At 57.2% G+C, this 14,979-nt stretch carries 13 protein-coding genes; 6 read left to right on the forward strand and 7 right to left on the reverse strand.

Features of this window, described 5'->3' with window-relative positions:
• Window positions 1-4 precede the first annotated feature (4 nt).
• Window positions 5-1,546 carry an acyl-CoA carboxylase subunit beta gene (locus LYZ69_01080; protein ID MDV3277043.1) on the reverse strand — a complete coding sequence of 514 codons (1,542 nt, stop codon included), beginning with the start codon at window positions 1,544-1,546 and terminating at the stop codon, window positions 5-7.
• A 288-nt stretch (window positions 1,547-1,834) separates the two neighbouring features.
• Here LYZ69_01080 and LYZ69_01085 point away from each other — a divergent pair, with 288 nt between their 5' ends.
• Genes LYZ69_01085 through LYZ69_01095 form a run of 3 tightly spaced genes read left to right on the forward strand, consistent with a single transcriptional unit; the run spans window position 1,835 to window position 5,600 of the window.
• Entirely contained in the window at window positions 1,835-4,228 is a 2,394-nt protein-coding gene (locus LYZ69_01085; protein ID MDV3277044.1) for a xanthine dehydrogenase family protein molybdopterin-binding subunit, read from the forward strand.
• Window positions 4,225-5,100 carry a xanthine dehydrogenase family protein subunit M gene (locus LYZ69_01090; GenBank protein MDV3277045.1) on the forward strand — a complete coding sequence of 292 codons (876 nt, stop codon included), beginning with the start codon at window positions 4,225-4,227 and terminating at the stop codon, window positions 5,098-5,100. Before LYZ69_01085 ends, LYZ69_01090 begins: the two co-directional genes overlap by 4 nt.
• Window positions 5,097-5,600, forward strand: a complete 504-nt coding sequence (locus LYZ69_01095) for a (2Fe-2S)-binding protein (GenBank protein MDV3277046.1) — start codon at window positions 5,097-5,099, stop codon at window positions 5,598-5,600. Before LYZ69_01090 ends, LYZ69_01095 begins: the two co-directional genes overlap by 4 nt.
• Here the strand turns inward: LYZ69_01095 and LYZ69_01100 are convergent.
• Both LYZ69_01100 and LYZ69_01105 read right to left on the reverse strand, forming a co-directional pair.
• A complete protein-coding gene (locus LYZ69_01100; protein MDV3277047.1) occupies window positions 5,571-5,747 on the reverse strand; it encodes a hypothetical protein in 177 nt (58 codons plus the stop codon). The two genes, LYZ69_01095 and LYZ69_01100, sit on opposite strands and share 30 nt — an antisense overlap.
• Window positions 5,737-7,362 (reverse strand): hypothetical protein, encoded by a 1,626-nt coding sequence (locus tag LYZ69_01105; protein MDV3277048.1) that lies wholly within the window; start codon window positions 7,360-7,362, stop codon window positions 5,737-5,739. The genes LYZ69_01100 and LYZ69_01105 overlap by 11 nt, the downstream gene beginning before the upstream one ends.
• A 153-nt stretch (window positions 7,363-7,515) precedes the next feature.
• On the opposite strand from LYZ69_01105, the gene LYZ69_01110 reads away from it, so the two are divergent.
• From LYZ69_01110 to LYZ69_01120, 3 genes are read left to right on the forward strand one after another with little or no spacing between them, the layout of a single operon-like run.
• Window positions 7,516-8,781 carry a DUF1116 domain-containing protein gene (locus LYZ69_01110; protein MDV3277049.1) on the forward strand — a complete coding sequence of 422 codons (1,266 nt, stop codon included), beginning with the start codon at window positions 7,516-7,518 and terminating at the stop codon, window positions 8,779-8,781.
• Window positions 8,778-9,674 carry a DUF2877 domain-containing protein gene (locus LYZ69_01115; protein MDV3277050.1) on the forward strand — a complete coding sequence of 299 codons (897 nt, stop codon included), beginning with the start codon at window positions 8,778-8,780 and terminating at the stop codon, window positions 9,672-9,674. The genes LYZ69_01110 and LYZ69_01115 overlap by 4 nt, the downstream gene beginning before the upstream one ends.
• Before the next feature lie 34 nt (window positions 9,675-9,708).
• Window positions 9,709-11,244 carry an ABC transporter ATP-binding protein gene (locus LYZ69_01120; protein MDV3277051.1) on the forward strand — a complete coding sequence of 512 codons (1,536 nt, stop codon included), beginning with the start codon at window positions 9,709-9,711 and terminating at the stop codon, window positions 11,242-11,244.
• Here LYZ69_01120 and LYZ69_01125 read toward each other — a convergent pair.
• The 4 genes from LYZ69_01125 to LYZ69_01140 are packed head-to-tail and all read right to left on the reverse strand — an operon-like array spanning window position 11,241 to window position 14,927.
• A complete protein-coding gene (locus LYZ69_01125) occupies window positions 11,241-12,176 on the reverse strand; it encodes an ABC transporter permease (GenBank protein ID MDV3277052.1) in 936 nt (311 codons plus the stop codon). The two genes, LYZ69_01120 and LYZ69_01125, sit on opposite strands and share 4 nt — an antisense overlap.
• A complete protein-coding gene (locus LYZ69_01130) occupies window positions 12,173-13,183 on the reverse strand; it encodes an ABC transporter permease (GenBank protein ID MDV3277053.1) in 1,011 nt (336 codons plus the stop codon). The genes LYZ69_01125 and LYZ69_01130 overlap by 4 nt, the downstream gene beginning before the upstream one ends.
• Before the next feature lie 37 nt (window positions 13,184-13,220).
• Window positions 13,221-14,435, reverse strand: coding sequence for a BMP family ABC transporter substrate-binding protein (locus LYZ69_01135; protein ID MDV3277054.1), 1,215 nt, complete (start codon window positions 14,433-14,435; stop codon window positions 13,221-13,223).
• Between the two features lie 54 nt (window positions 14,436-14,489).
• Window positions 14,490-14,927: an SRPBCC family protein gene (locus LYZ69_01140; GenBank protein ID MDV3277055.1), complete on the reverse strand. Its 438-nt coding sequence runs from the start codon at window positions 14,925-14,927 to the stop codon at window positions 14,490-14,492.
• Window positions 14,928-14,979 lie beyond the last annotated feature (52 nt).

Here is a 14,979-nt window from a genome sequence, read left to right on the forward strand (position 1 = left end):
CTCTTTACAACTGAATGTTTCCGTGCTTCTTATAGGGCCTGAACTCCCTCTTGTTTCTCAACGACCAGAGCGCCGACGCAAGCTTCGGCCTCGTTTCGGCCGGGTCGATGACTTCGTCTATTATCCCCCTCGCGGCTGCTGCGTACGGGTTGGCAAACTTCTCCCTGTATTCCCGAGTCAGCCTTTCTGCCATCGCCTCCCTGTCGCTGGCTGCAGCTATCTCCTTCCTGAAAATTACGTTGATGGCTTCCTCGGGCCCCATCACAGCTATTTCCGCTGTGGGCCAAGCGTAATTGAAGTCGGCCTTGCTGAACTTCGAGCCCATTGCGCAGTATGCGCCTCCGTAGGCTTTCCGGGTGATGATCGTGATTTTGGGGACGGTGGCCTCACAGTATGCGAAGAGAAGCTTTGAACCATGCTTGATTATGCCCTTCTGCTCTTCCTCCGCGCCTGGCATGTAACCAGGAACGTCGACGAACGTCACTATCGGCACGCTGAAAGAGTCGCAAAGCCTGACGAACCTCGCTGCCTTCACGGAGCTGAGACTGTCCAAGACGCCGGCGAGCACGAGTGGTTGGTTTGCCACTATGCCCACGGTATCGCCGTCGAGTCTGCCGAACCCCACTGTGACCGTCGTGGCGAAGTTTGCCTGCACCTCAAGATACTCCTCCTTGTCGAATACGCATTTGATGATGTCCCTCATGTCGTAGGGTTTGCGCGGCTCTATAGGAACAATCTCCCGCAGACTCTCGGCTCTCCTCTCGATTGGGTCGTTGGTGTTGACATGGGGCGGAGCCACGGAGTTGTTCTCTGGCAGGTAGCTGAGTAGTCTCCTGATCAACGTAAAGCAGTCCTGCTCGTTCCTAGTAACGAAGTCAGCTACGCCGCTCTTCGCCGCATGAATGTCGGCTCTGCCAAGGTCCTCGAAAGTGACGTTCTGGCCCAACGCAGCCTTGACAACGTCGGGCCCGGTGACGAACATCTGGCTGATTCCCTCCACCATCACTGTGAAGTCGCCCAGGGCGGGGCCGTAGACTGCGCCACCGGCGCAGGGGCCTACAATCGCATTTATCTGGGGCACCACCCCGGAGGCCATGATGTTCCTGTAGAAGACCTCGCTGTACGCGGCGAGACTGAGCACCCCCTCCTGTATCCTGGCTCCCCCAGAATCGTTGATGCCTACGATGGGGGCCCCATTCTTTAGTGCAAGGTCCATCACCTTGTTGACCTTTCTGCCAAATGCCTCGCTGAGCGACCCCCCGAAGACAGTGAAGTCGTGGGCGAAGAGATAGACAAGTCTCCCGTTCACCTTTCCGTACCCAGTCACCACTCCGTCGCCTAGCGGATGGCTCTTGTCCATCATGAGATCAGTAGACCTGTGGGTGACAAACTTGTCAAGTTCGTGAAACGTCCCAGGGTCGAGCAGGTACTGGATTCTCTCCCTCGCGGTGAGCTTGCCCTTCTTGTGCTGGCTGTCAATCCTCTCCTGTCCGCCGCCCAGCTCCGCGAGCTTGTTGAGTTCGTTGAGTTTGTCAAGAAGGTCCAATTTCGGCTCTAATGTGGCGACCGCATCTCATCTGTTATAAAACTAACCACTAATCTGGCTAGGAATCGACCTCGAAACGACAATCTGCACTCGCATTTTTCAGAAATCGGGATTCGGAAACCAGAGACGCAAACTTGCTGCCGTTGCGGCAGGGGGAAGACGAGGCGAGGCGGCGTGGAAGGCAAAGCCGGGTCCCCCCGACGGGAGGAAGACTTGGCTCGGGTAGCTCATGATAGCCTAACAGAGTAGCGGTAAATCTTTTATATTTCATGAGCGTCCAATCGGTCCTTGACAGAAGGTAGCGTCGGAAAGCCGGTACCACCGCAAGACGGAGTCCTCAAAGTAACAGGAACGGCGCTCTACACCTTCGACTGGCAGCTCCCAGGGATGCTTCACGCGAAACTCGCAACGAGCACGGTCCCTCACGCTAGAATCCTGAACATAGACACGAGGAGGGCAGAACAGGTTCCGGGCGTCGTCGCTGTCTTGACTGGGAAGGACATGCCTTTCAGAGTGGGCATGTACGCTGGCGACAGGGACCTTCTGGCTGTGGAGAAGGTGAGGTGGGTCGGCCATCCTGTGGCGCTTGTGGTCGCGGAGACTCTCGAAAGCGCTGAACGGGCCTCCGAGCTGGTCGACGTGGAGTATGAAGCTCTGCCAGCTGTCTTCGACCCGATCGAGGCCCTAAAGTCTGACGCGCCTCTGCTTCACGAGAGGATGGAGGAATACAAGCACGCGCCGGTGTTCTACCCGGTGCCGGGAACGAATATCGCGAACAGGTTCAAACTCGTCCACGGGGACGCAGAGAAGGCCTTCGAACAGGCAGACGAGATCCTGGAGGACCAGTTCAGAGTCTCCCACGTCAGCCACGCCTACATGGAGACTCAGAATGTTGTCGCCCAGTACAAGAGAGACGGAAGCCTCGAGATATGGTCGAGTTGCCAGTCCCCGTTCGTGGTCAGGCAGATAGTCTCAGAGTGCCTCAAAGTGCCGTACAACATGGTTGTCGTGAAGACACCCTTCGTAGGGGGAGGGTTCGGCGGGAAGGCAGGATTGGGGTGGGAGGCCTTGGTAGCGATGGCCTCGAAGGCAGTGGGATACAAACCAGTGAGACTGTGTCTGTCGAGGAGGGAGAATTTCGTGTCTTCCGCGTCCAGAGAGGGAGTTGTGGCCACAGTGAAGGCCGGGTTCAAGAAGGATGGGAAGTGCGTCGCATACAAGGTGAGGTTCGTGCTCGACGCTGGGGCTTATGCGGACTACACAGTGAACGTCTCCAGGGCAATGGGCTATTGTGCCGAAGGGGTCTATGAGATACCGAACGTCTACTGCGAGTCCCTGGCAGTATACACAAACAAGACTCCGACCACAGCCTTGAGAGGCTTCGGGTATCCGGAGAGCAACTGGGTGCTCGAGCAGGTGTTCGAGAGAGTGGCGAAGAAACTTGGGATGGATTCTGCGAGGATAAGAAGGATAAACCTGCTCAGGCCCGGCGAGTCGGAGACAGCAACTGGTGAGAGCCTGAGAGAGGACGTAGGCGACCCGAGGAAGGTGCTCCAGGTGGTTCTGGATGAGTTGAAGTGGGACGAGAAGCTGCCGCCTTCGAGCCCGTGGAAGGTGAGGACGAAAGGATTCGCGCTATGCTTGAAGGGACCGTCGCAGCCGCCAAACGCCTCATCGTCCGCGATAGTCAAGTTCAACGAAGATGCGACGATTGACCTCAGCGTGGGAACAGGGAACTTCGGGCAGGGCACTCCTACAGCGCTGTCCCAGCTCGTCGCGGACCAGTTCGGCGTTCCTGTGGAGAAGGTTCGGGTGGACATGCTGAGGGACACGAGCAAGACCGCGTACACCTGGCAGACAGTCGGGAGCAGGGGATTCTTCGCAGACGGAGTCTCTTCCCTGCGTGCCTGCGAAGACGCGAAGAAACAGATACTCGACCTCGCGTCGCAGGTGCTGAGGCTACCGGTGGAAGAGCTGGAACTGGCGGATGGGATGGTGAAGGCGAAGGGAAGACCTACGCTCACTCTCCCGCTGAAGGACCTTGTATTCGGCTACGTCTACCCGAACGGAAACACGATTGGAGGCCCTGTAATCGGGCGAGGCCGTTATGTATCAAGCCTGAACACATTCCTAGACCCCAACACTGGTCAGGGAGTGCCCACAATCTTCCATACCTTCGGTGGGACAGGAGTCGAAATCGAGCTGGACCTGATAACAGGCGTGATAGAGGTGCAGAAGGCCATCTCTGTGTTCGACGTCGGGAAGGCCATCAACCCTCTCCTGCTCAAGATGCAGCTTAGCGGTGGCTTCGTGATGGGGATGAGCATCGCCCTGTTCGAGAAGATGAAGTTCGACGAGCAGGGATGGGTCACAAACCCCAACTTCACTAGCTACTACATAGCCAGAATGAAGGACGTTCCCAAGGAGTTCGTAGCGAGGTTCGTGGAGACGCCGCAACTGGATGGTCCCTTGGGAGCGAGGGGGATTGGAGAGTTGAGCATGATCTCTGTGGCTTCCGCCATCTCGAACGCAATCTTCGACGCCATCGGGGTGAAGCTGAACGACCTGCCCATGAGTCCAGAGGTCGTCTGGGCGGCGATAAGCCAACAGAGACCTGACCTGATTAAGGGCGCCATGGAGAGCTACGCGAAGGTCGGGGTCCCGAAGATGGTCTCGCAATGAGCTTTGGTTCACCGTATCTGACCCTCCCTGACTTCACGTACCACAGAGCTTCAACCGTGGAGGAGGTCATAGCCCTTCTGAAGGAACATGGGGACGAAGCAAAGGTCATGGCGGGCGGAGTCGGCCTGATTGCTTTCATGAAGGAGAGGCTGATGTCCCCCGCTCACATCATAGACGTCAAGGGAGTAGAGGAACTCAGGCAGCTCAGGTACGCTCCCGGTAAGGGCCTCAGTGTCGGCGCGTCCGTGACTTACGAAGAACTGGCCTCCAGCGAGGTTCTGAAGGAGAAGTACACGGTTCTTCACGAGGCTGTGTCTAGGACGGGCGACCCGATGATCAGGGCGCGAGCAACTTTGGTCGGAAACGTTTGCGAGGCGATACCGTGGATAGACAGCGCTCCCGCGCTGATATCGCTCGACGCGTCTGTGGAGATAGCAGGCGCCAGAGGGAAGCGGACAGTGCCCGTGGCAGGGTTCATCAGAGGGCCGGTGGACATCGACCTAGAGTCGGACGAATTCGTCACAGGCATACAAATCCCAGATGCCGTTCGCGGTACGAGGGGGGCGTTCGAGAAGTTCACTGGAGGCTCAGAGTTCGCAGTCGCGAGCGTGGCGGTGACCCTGGCGAGCGAGAACAAGCGGAGGAGGGCGAGGGTCGTCTTCGGGTCGGTGAACTCGACCCCGGTCCGCTGCACGGAGGCCGAGAAGGCGCTCGAGGAAGGGGAGTTCACGCAGGCGACAATCAGGAGGGCTGCGAAGGTCGCAGCCGAAAGCGTGGAGTGCGTCAGCGACGTACTCGCCAGCTCGGAGTACAGGAAGCACCTTGTCGAGGTGGTGACACTGCAGGCGCTCTGGAGGCTGCTCCAGAATTGAACGAGTGCGTGGTGAAGGTCAACGGGCAGACGAGGAGAGAGAGGGTAAAGGACAACGTGCTCCTTCTCGACTTCCTCAGGGACAAGCTGGAGGTCAGGAGCGTGAAGGCGGCTTGCTGGAGAGGCGAGTGCGGCCTCTGCACCGTCCTGTTGAACGGCAAGCTCGTGAAGTCGTGCATAGTGCTCGCGGTCGAGGCGAACGGAGGAGAGGTCACGACCGTCGAAGGAATCACGGACGGAAGTAAGCTCGCCCCCATCCAGCAGGCCTTCGTGGAGCATGGAGCGAGCCAGTGCGGGTTCTGCACCCCGGCCTTCGTGCTCACATGTCATGAGCTACTGAAGCACAATCCGAGGCCAACGGAGAGGGAGGTAGAGGAGGCGGTGAGCGGCCTGGTGTGCAGGTGCGGCACGTACGCCCAGATCAGGGAGGCGATAGCGTCGGTGTCACAGCCCCCCACAAGGGCAGAAGCCCTACAGAAGCTTGGAAAGGGCGTCAGATAGCTTCTTTTCCAGCTTGGGCGCCTGCTGAAGTTCGAGCTGCGCGCACTTCACCTTCTGGTCCTGCAGAGCCTGCCTGAAGATGTCGAGTCCTAGGTTGAGGACCACGAGATCGGAGGTCAGAAGTTGCGCGTCCTTGTCAGCCTTCACCGAGCAATCCCTCCCACTTTGCCTTCAAAGAAGCGGAAGCCTTGGCCCCGCCCACCACGAGGGCAGAGGCGATTGCCATCTGCGCGTTGGTGGGGAAGAGGACAACGCCTGCCTTCGAGAGCTTCTCGCTCTGTTCCGAAAGCGACTGCGGGTCCGATTCCGTGCCGCAGACGTGCGCCATCACGATAAGCTCCCTCCGGTTCTTCTTCGCCTCACGCTTCGCCTCTGCAATAGCTCCGATAAGCGAGCCGCCAGGGTCGGGGGAAGACCCGTATCCTAGGACGACGTCCAGCATGATTTCAGCAACTGACGGGTCCTTCGCCTCCTCGAGGATGCGGAGCCGCCTGACTGTGGAGTCGATCATGGGATGAGGCCTGCCGGCTGTGAAGAACTCGTCCCCCAAGTCGAGGATTGTGTTCCTCCTGCTCTTTGTCGGGTCGGCGAGCGCATAACGGTCGGAGAGGGGCGTGTTGCTGTACGCTTCCCCCAACAGTTCCCGGAAGATGAGGAGAGTCTCGTGGGCGAGGGTCCCCCCGCTATACAGCCCGCGGACGTGGCGCTGGCCAGAGGCGAGGCCTGTCGAGAGGTCTCTGGACATCCTGGCAAGCTTGTCAAAGCTCATGGAGACCTTTCCCTTGAACTGCTTGGTGGCCTCCCTTCCAGAAATCGACGTGGCAGCAGATGCTGCCGAATGCAACGTCTTCCGGTACTGGATTCTCCCCTTCGGCTTACCCAGCGAATCCAGGCCGAGGAAACACGCTATCACAGGTTTCCGAACGCTCTTGTCGACGAATCCCATGACCCCTCGCATCACCTTCTCCGTCGGAGTCTTCGCAACTATCATCACGACCTTCGTGCCCTTGTCCTTCTCGAGCAGACCAAGGCACCTCTTCATCATCAGGCCACCTATCTCATTTGAGACGTCCGAACCCCCCACTCCCAGCCCCTGCGACACGCCCAGACCGACCCTGTCGAGGAGGACCGACACTTCCTGGAGACCAGTCCCAGCTGAGGCAACAATCCCTATTCCTCCTCTCCTAACCGCGTTGGCGAATCCCAGGCCGACACCGTTGATGATAGAGGTCCCCGCCCCCGGCCCAAGAACGAGCAATCCGTTCGAGCTCGCATACTCCTTGAGCTTCGCCTCCTCCTCCCGGGACACGTGGTCGCTGAAGAGGTGGACGTTGATTCCACTCCTGAGGAGCTCCATGGACGGCTCGAAGGCTTGTTTTCCCGGAACCGAGACTATCGCGAGGTTTGCCCCAGGCAGGTGCTCTACTGCCGAGGCGATGCTGTGGTATGTCTCGAAACCCGAGCTCTGGACGCCCGATGCCGAAGGAGGGGACATGACCAGCTGCTGCACCTTCCCCATCACCTCCTCTCCATTGGAACCCGGCGAAACACTGATGGCTAGAACCAGGTCGCCGTCGCCTGCGCTTTTCCCCTCCGACCCAAGAAGCCCGAGCTGCTGTAGGAGACGCCTGTTCGTGTCCGTACCCATCGCGACGACAGCGTCGACGACTCCAGGCACCTTCTTCGCCTCCTCTGTCAGGCGCATGAGTTGAATCGAATCCCGGAAGAAGTTGCGCTTGACAACGTTGAGGACGGGCATCATTGGTCGCGACCTCCGTGATTGTGATAAACATTGTCCCGAATCCCTTGCCCTAGAAACGAACGTCGCTCTGCAACCACACGCCTACGGCCGAAACCGAAGCAGTTAGCTGGAAACCTTTTAACAACCAAACGAGGTTAGAGATTCGGAGATAACTTGACTCTGTCGAAGGAAGTGGTCGAACAGGCGAACGCTGAAGCTGTCAATAGGATGATGGACTCTGATCCTGTCTGGGTCGACATCGCCCCAGCCAGGGAGAAGATCCGAGGAATGAAGAAGACGATGCTCCACGCCGGCCCACCTGTGGCTTGGAAAGAAGCGAGCGGGCCACTCAGGGGGGCAATAATCGGGGCCGCAATCTACGAGGGATGGGCGGAGGACGAGAAGGCAGCGACAAAGTTGGCAGTTGAGGGTGAGATAGAGCTGGACTGCGACCACCACAGGGACGCTGTGGGACCCATGGCGGGAGTGATCTCGCCCAGCATGCCCGTCTTCGAGCTCGTGGACAGGAAGTACGGGACCAAGACCTATTCGAACATGAACGAGGGGATAGGCAAGGTCCTAAGGTATGGGGCGTTCAGCAAGGACGTCCTCGACAGACTCAGATGGATGTCGGAGATAGTCGCGCCCGTCTTCAAAGCCACCGTGAAGGAACTCGTCAAAGACGGCGGTGGCCTCGCGATCAAGCCGATGATAGCCCAGGCGCTCACAATGGGCGATGACTGCCACAACAGGTACATCGCCACGACTTCGCTCTTCGCGAAGCAGATCGCACAATACATTGTAAGGACCGGCTTCGACTCAAAGACCTTGTCAGAGGTGAGCAAGTTCATTGACGCGAACAACTTCACGATGTTGAACATGGGAATGGCAGCGGCCAAGGCCATGACACTCGCCGGGCATAACGTGAAGTACAGCACAATCGTGACAGTCATGTCGAGGAACGGGACGGACGCCGGGATTTGGGTGAGTTCGCTGGGAAACAGATGGTTCACAGCCAAGGCCCCGATTCCCAAAGGCCTCTGGTTCCCCGGCTTCTCCGACGCCGACGCAAACCCAGACATAGGCGACAGCGCCATAACCGAGACCGCGGGCTTCGGCGGTTTCGCCATGGCCGCAGCGCCTGCGATCGTCTCGTGGGTTGGAGGGAGCGTGCAGGCAGCCCTGGACGTCACGAACAGGATGTACGAGATAACCCAGGCAGAGCACAGGCACTTCCAGATTCCGTTCCTCAACTTCAGAGGAACTCCGGTTGGAATCGACCTCAGGAAAGTGCTGAAGACCGGAATCGCGCCCACGATTAACACCGGGATTGCCCACAAGAAGGCTGGTGTAGGGCAGATAGGCGCTGGAACGATCACGTTCCCCATGCAAGCCTTCAAGGATGCATTCGCTGCTTACGTGGACAAATACGGAGTATGATCCTGAAGGTCACTGACATCGGAGAACTGGTCCTCAAACAGAGGTCGCGGGCGAGGGAGGGCACTGTGAGGCGCGTCTTCCACAGCTCTGCGTACGTCGAGACATCAGAAGGTCTCATCCTGCTGCTTCATGGCGGCCTCAGGTCGCCCATGACGGTGAACCTCGACCCTGGAGAGAACCCGGAAGGCGTCTTGTCGGCAGGCGACGCCTTTCACTTCAGGGGCGCCACAATCAAGGTCGGAGAGCTGTCGCTGGTCTTGGAGGGGGCAAAGGTGTTCCGCAGCAGTCTGAGAAGGAGAGCGCCGTTCAGACCAATAGCAGCCAAGGAACTTGTTAGGGGAGCGGTCATGCTAAGGCTGCTCTACAACGTCTCTTCTCCTGCGTTGGACCTTGTTGGAGACAGGTCCTTCAAGAAGTTCGTCCGCTCTGTTCTCCTGCCGGTTGCGGGCGGTCGGTTGAGCGGGGCATACCTCCCCGACAACTACTTCGCCCTCATAGGCCTCGGGAGCGGGTTCACGCCGGCCGGAGATGACTTCGTAAGCGGATTCACAGCTGCGTTCAACTATGTGGCCAGGCGGACAGGAGCCAAACTGATAGCGCTCCCGATGTCTGAGCTGCTTCGCAGGACGGTGCCAGAGAGCGCGACTATCCTTGGATACGCCCAGAACGGGTACGTGGACGAGGACCTCGAGAAGCTAATCCTCTCGGCCGCAGGCGCCAGGCAAGGGAAGTTCACCGATCAGTTGTTGGAAGTCGCCAGGCGCGGCCACACCTCTGGCATCGACATGTCGTCGGGCGTCGTTCTTTCTGTGGCTGCAGTCAGGGACGGAATCGAGCACGATGGCGCACTTGAGAGCGTCCTGCTAGCCCTAACTGGTTCGCGAACACTTTAATCTGCCTCGGGCGGACGTCAATGTTACTTTGGAAGTGGCAAAGAACGAAGAGGTCGTCCTCGAGACTGTCAAGCTTGTCAAGAGATTCGGAGACCTGGTTGCAGTCAACGACGTGAACTTTAGGCTCAGGAAGGGGGAAATCCACGCGCTACTCGGAGAGAACGGCGCAGGTAAGTCCACTCTATGCAACGTCCTGTACGGCTACTACAAGGCAGACGGTGGAGAGGTGATTCTCAAGGGGAAGCCGGTGAGGTTCTCTTCTCCTAAAGACGGCATTAAGGCAGGAATCGGCATGGTCCACCAGGACCTGATGCTCATACCCAACATGACTGTGGCCCAGAACTTGAGCCTGATGACAGACCTGAACCTGAAGAAACCAGTGCTGGACCTCAAAGACGTCAAGAGCAAGTTGGCAGGGATGGAGGAGGCATACGGCCTTTCAGTAGATCCAGAGGCCTTCGTCGAGAATCTCTCGGTCGGCGAAAGGCAGAGGGTCGAGATACTGAAGTGCCTCTTCATTGGCGCGGACATACTCCTCTTCGACGAACCCACAAGCCACCTGACTGAAATAGAAACGGAGAAGCTCTTCGAGAACCTGAAGAGGATGGCGGGGGAAGGCAAGTCCATCGTGTTCGTCACTCACAGGGTGGACGAGGTCCTAGAGGTGGCGGACAGGATAACAGTGATGAAATTGGGGAAGGTCGTATCAGAGAACAAGAGGAGCGAGGTGACGCGGGACACGATGGCGATGCTCATAGTGGGTAGGGAAGTGTTGTACAACGTCACGAAGATCCCGACTCAAATCGGCAAACCTGTCCTTCAGCTGGTTGACGTTTCAGCGGACGGCGATCTGGGCAGACGCGCGGTGCGCGACGCTTCCTTCGAGCTCAGGGCTGGCGAGATCCTCGGAGTCGCTGGCGTCGCGGGAAACGGACAGAGGGAGTTGGACGAGGTGATTACCGGCATGAGAAAGGTTGCCTCCGGCAAGATTCTATTGGATGGCAAGGACATTACTAACGAGACGCCAGACGAGGCCAGAAGGGTGGGGGTTGCACATGTGTGCGAGGAGCACAAGACTGGATTCGTCTTCGATTTCAGTCTGAAAGACAACCTGATACTGTCGCCCTTCTTGGCAGAGAAGTTCACTCGCGGACTGTTTTTGGACGACGGGAAGGTGAGGGAGAAGACAAAGGAGCTGCTCAAGGAGTTCAATGTAGTTGCTGGTTCGGAGAATGACGAGCTAAGAACGCTGAGCGGGGGCAACAGACAGAAGTTCCTGCTCGCGAGAGAGCTCTTCTGGGGACCTAGGGTAATCGTTGCGAACAACCCCACAAAGGGACTGGACATATCGGCGGCGGAATACATCAGGAACGTGCTGGAGAAGATCAAGGCTGAGGGGAAGGGAATCCTGATGATCTCCACCGACTTCGACGAGATACTTGACATGAGTGATAGGATTGCTGTGATGAATCAGGGTAAAGTAGTGCGTGTCGTCGACGCAAAGGATGCGGACATCCATGAACTCGCCACACTCATGACTACGACCTCCCATGTCGCGACGAGCGGCTAGCCTTTCCTGTACGGTTTCAGCAGGTACTTCGGAAACCTCGCCTTCCTGCCGAGAATAGGAATCAGCGCAAGGAGAAAGACGTACGGCAGCATGTTGAAGAGCTGTGAACTCCCTGCCGTTGCGATGCCAGAAATACTCACGAACTCTGACTGGGCCGCGTACACAATGTTGAAGGAGATTGCCGCAAACAACGTCTTGAACGGCCCCCAATTCGCAAGGTAAATCATGGCGAGTGCTATGAAGCCCCTGCCTGCAATTATGTCGAACTGGAACGACTGAAGGAAACCGATTTCAAAGTAGGCACCGGCCAAGCCAGCCAGCATTGCTCCGAGGAGAACGGCCAGGAATCTGACCTTCAGAACATTGACGCCCATGTTGTCGGCCGCCTTCGGGTTCTCGCCGACCGCCCTCACTCTGAGCCCCAAGGATGTCCGGCCAAGGAAGAAGGAGATTACAATTACCAGAGCAAGAGCGAAGTATACGAGCGGGTTCTGTTGGAAGAGCACCCTCCCGACGATCGGAATATCACTCAGGAATGGGATGTAGATGTTCGGAATATTATGTGTGAGTGAAGCGCCGCCGCCTGCGAAGCTGCTGTAGAGGACGAACGACAAGCCCAGACCAAACAGGTAAACGGCTAACCCAAGGACTATTTGGTCCAGGCGCAGACGAACGGTGAGATACGCGAAGATGGCTCCAATTAGCCCCGCAACAGCAAGGGCAGCCAGTATCCCCAACCATGGATTCCCGGTTGTGAAGTCGACTGCTAGGGTCGTGAATGCAGCCATAAGCATGATGCCCTCAATACCCATGTTCGCCACCCCTGACTTTTCCGCCACAATCTCGCCCATACCGGCAAAAATGTAGAGGGGGGAAAGCTGTAGAGTTGTGGAGAATATCCCTATGAGAACGTTCGTCAGGAGGTCCGTCATGTCCTCGTCCTCCTCTCAGTCAAGTAGGCGCTGAGAAGGAGTCCTATCATTATGACTCCTTCCATCGCAAAGACGACCGAAGTTGTCACATTAGATTGAAGGGCCATGGCCTCCGCCCCTATAGTGATGTAGGCGAAGAAGATTGAGGCGAAGCCTATCCCTATCATGTGTTTCCGTCCTACCAGCGCTGCGATGACCGCAATGAAACCGAAGTTTGTCCCGAACGAACCAGCGTCAAGGTGGTACAAGTATCCCAATTGAAACGTCGCTCCCGCTAGTCCGGCGAGGGCACCGGCCACCAACATGGTGGTAATCATCACCCGTTGTATGCTAATCCCCGCGTACTTCGCCGTTTCAGCGCTTTCCCCGACGGTGTTCGCCTTTATTCGAAACGACGTCCGCTCGACCAAGAAGTAAAGTAGGATTCCGATGGCAACCGTAAAGGGTACAGCGTAGGTGATAGGCGTCCCGCTGACAATATTGGGAATCCGGAACTGCGGGACGAGTGTAGCGGTGTAAGGATAACCACCGGACTGACCGCTCTTGATTGGCCCGTTGAGCATGTAATAACCAAAGTTCGAGGCAACGACGTTCAGAAGTAGCGTCACAACGATCTCGTTGGCTCCGAATCTGACTCTCAAGACTGCTGGAACAACGATCCAAAGGAGCCCGCCCAAGGTCGCGAGGAGTATCATCGAGAGATAGAGAAGAGGCCAAGGAAGAAACGCCATGTAGGTGTACGCGACAAAGACCATGACCATTCCGACTACCAGCTGACCTTGCGCTCCGATGTTCCAGAGACCCGCCTTCAGGGCGAACCCGATTCCCATCGCCATCGTGTAGAACACGACAAACCTGACGAAAATCTGCTGGACCCCACTGGACGTCGTGATAGGATTCAGAAAAAGAGTGGACAGGGCGACTTCGACGTTACCGCCGGCATACGCCACCACCGCCAGCCCGGCTATCACGCCGAGCCCAATGGCGATGGCGTTGTACGCCGTCACGCGTAGCCATCGAAGGCCCTGTATGTCGCTCGCACCCTTATGGTAGGCTTGATACTGGTGGCAGATAGCTGAATTGAGCCGCCGCAGTTGCAAGGCTCGTGTCCGCACAGCCGGCGTTAGTGGGATTGTCGAAGCAGAACGGGTTCCCTGTTGATGGGTTGGTCTTGAAGTACATGACTATTGAACCCAGAGTGATGTCGGTCTGTAACGCGTGTCCCGCTGCCTTCACGTTGGCTGGGAGGTTGGGTCCGGGTTGCACCTGGACTATCCCTGACTGCATGTTGGCAGTAACGAAGCCCCAGGACCAGTTGTGTGTCACGTAGTCAATCATTGCTTTGTTGTATAGTGCGGCCCAGTTGACGACAATCGAACCCAACAGGATTCTGTTGTTCGTGGGGGCAACGGCTGTCAAGTTCGTGTAGACATTGGTTGCCCACACCTGGCTTGTTGTTGGTTGTGCCATCGCTGCTCCGAGCACTCCGACGTCGATTCCGTCTCCAGACGAGAAGACGACATCCGCACCGTTGGTGTAGTCGTTGGTTGCGTCAGTTTGGGCTCCGGCCGAGTCCGCCCAGGCGAACGCCTCGAACTTGTTGTAGAAGGTCGGAGAGGTGGAGGAAGTGTACAGAACACCGGCTTTGAAGCCTTCGTGACCACCCCAAATCGATGGGACGAAGCCGCCACCTATGAGGCCGAATTTGGCAGTGTGGCTGATCATGCCTGCCATCGCTCCAAGGACGAATCCGCCTCCACTGATGTCCAACCAAATCCTGTAGACGTTGGAGGCGTTGGCTGCCAAACAGTCAACGCAGACGAATAGTGTCTTTGGATACTGAGGAGCTATTGTGCTCGCCATGACCTGATACTGGATTCCTTGCAGGAAGATCACGCCATAGCCTTGGGACGCCCATTGCTGGGCGACCGGCTGCGCGTCTGTACCTGAAACCTTGTTCTCAGAGAAGCTGAGTGTGAAACCGTACTGAGATTGAAGCGTCTTCAGTTCGTGTTCAGCTTGATAGTTCCACGAATTGTCCGCTGGTGTGATAGGTTCTATCAACCCAACCTTGAGGGCCGCTAGAGCGCCTGCAACGGCAGTGCCTTGCGCTGTGGTCGTGACCGTATTGGTGACTGTGCTGGTTGCGCCAGCAGAGGGATAGAGGAAGGCGTATCCTGCAACGCCGAGTAGGATGATGATGACGACGATTAAAGCACTTACGAGCGCTGTTATTCCATTTCTTTTCTTTACTTGCATCATGTTTGCAAACGGACTGTTGGTTATATAAGGTAGATTGCTTAGCCGTTAGGTTCAGCTAAGCTTCGTCTTGACGCAATCGAACATCTGAGTCACAATCTTCTTGATGTTCCCTTCGATCAGTGGCTTGGCAAGACTTCCTAGGGGGCCGTTGATGTTGACGTCTGCCTTCCAGCTCAGCTCGGACTCGGAGCCAACTTCTGCGATGCCGAGGTTGACCACAGCGCTGAAGCCGCTTCCTGCACCGGAGCCCGACAGTTCCAGGGTTGCTGTGTAAGAGTCGTGGTCCTCTTTGACCACCTTGCTCGTTGCCTGGAAGTTGCCCCTGATGAACCCAATCGCGACCTTGACAGTAGCGGCGATCCGCTTGTTCTCGCCGACCGTGAAGTTCTGCAGCCCGGGGACGCACTGGATTATCTTCGTCGGGTCGGAGACGAAGTTCCAGACCTTCTCGCGGTTGCTGGGCATTTTGAACTTTCCTTCAAGAAGCATGTCGTCAAACGCAGGTCGCGACGATTTAAGGGTTGGCCGTCGTTTCGAATTT

The organism is Nitrososphaerales archaeon (assembly GCA_032906765.1).
GTDB lineage: Archaea > Thermoproteota > Nitrososphaeria > Nitrososphaerales > Gagatemarchaeaceae > DASPPF01.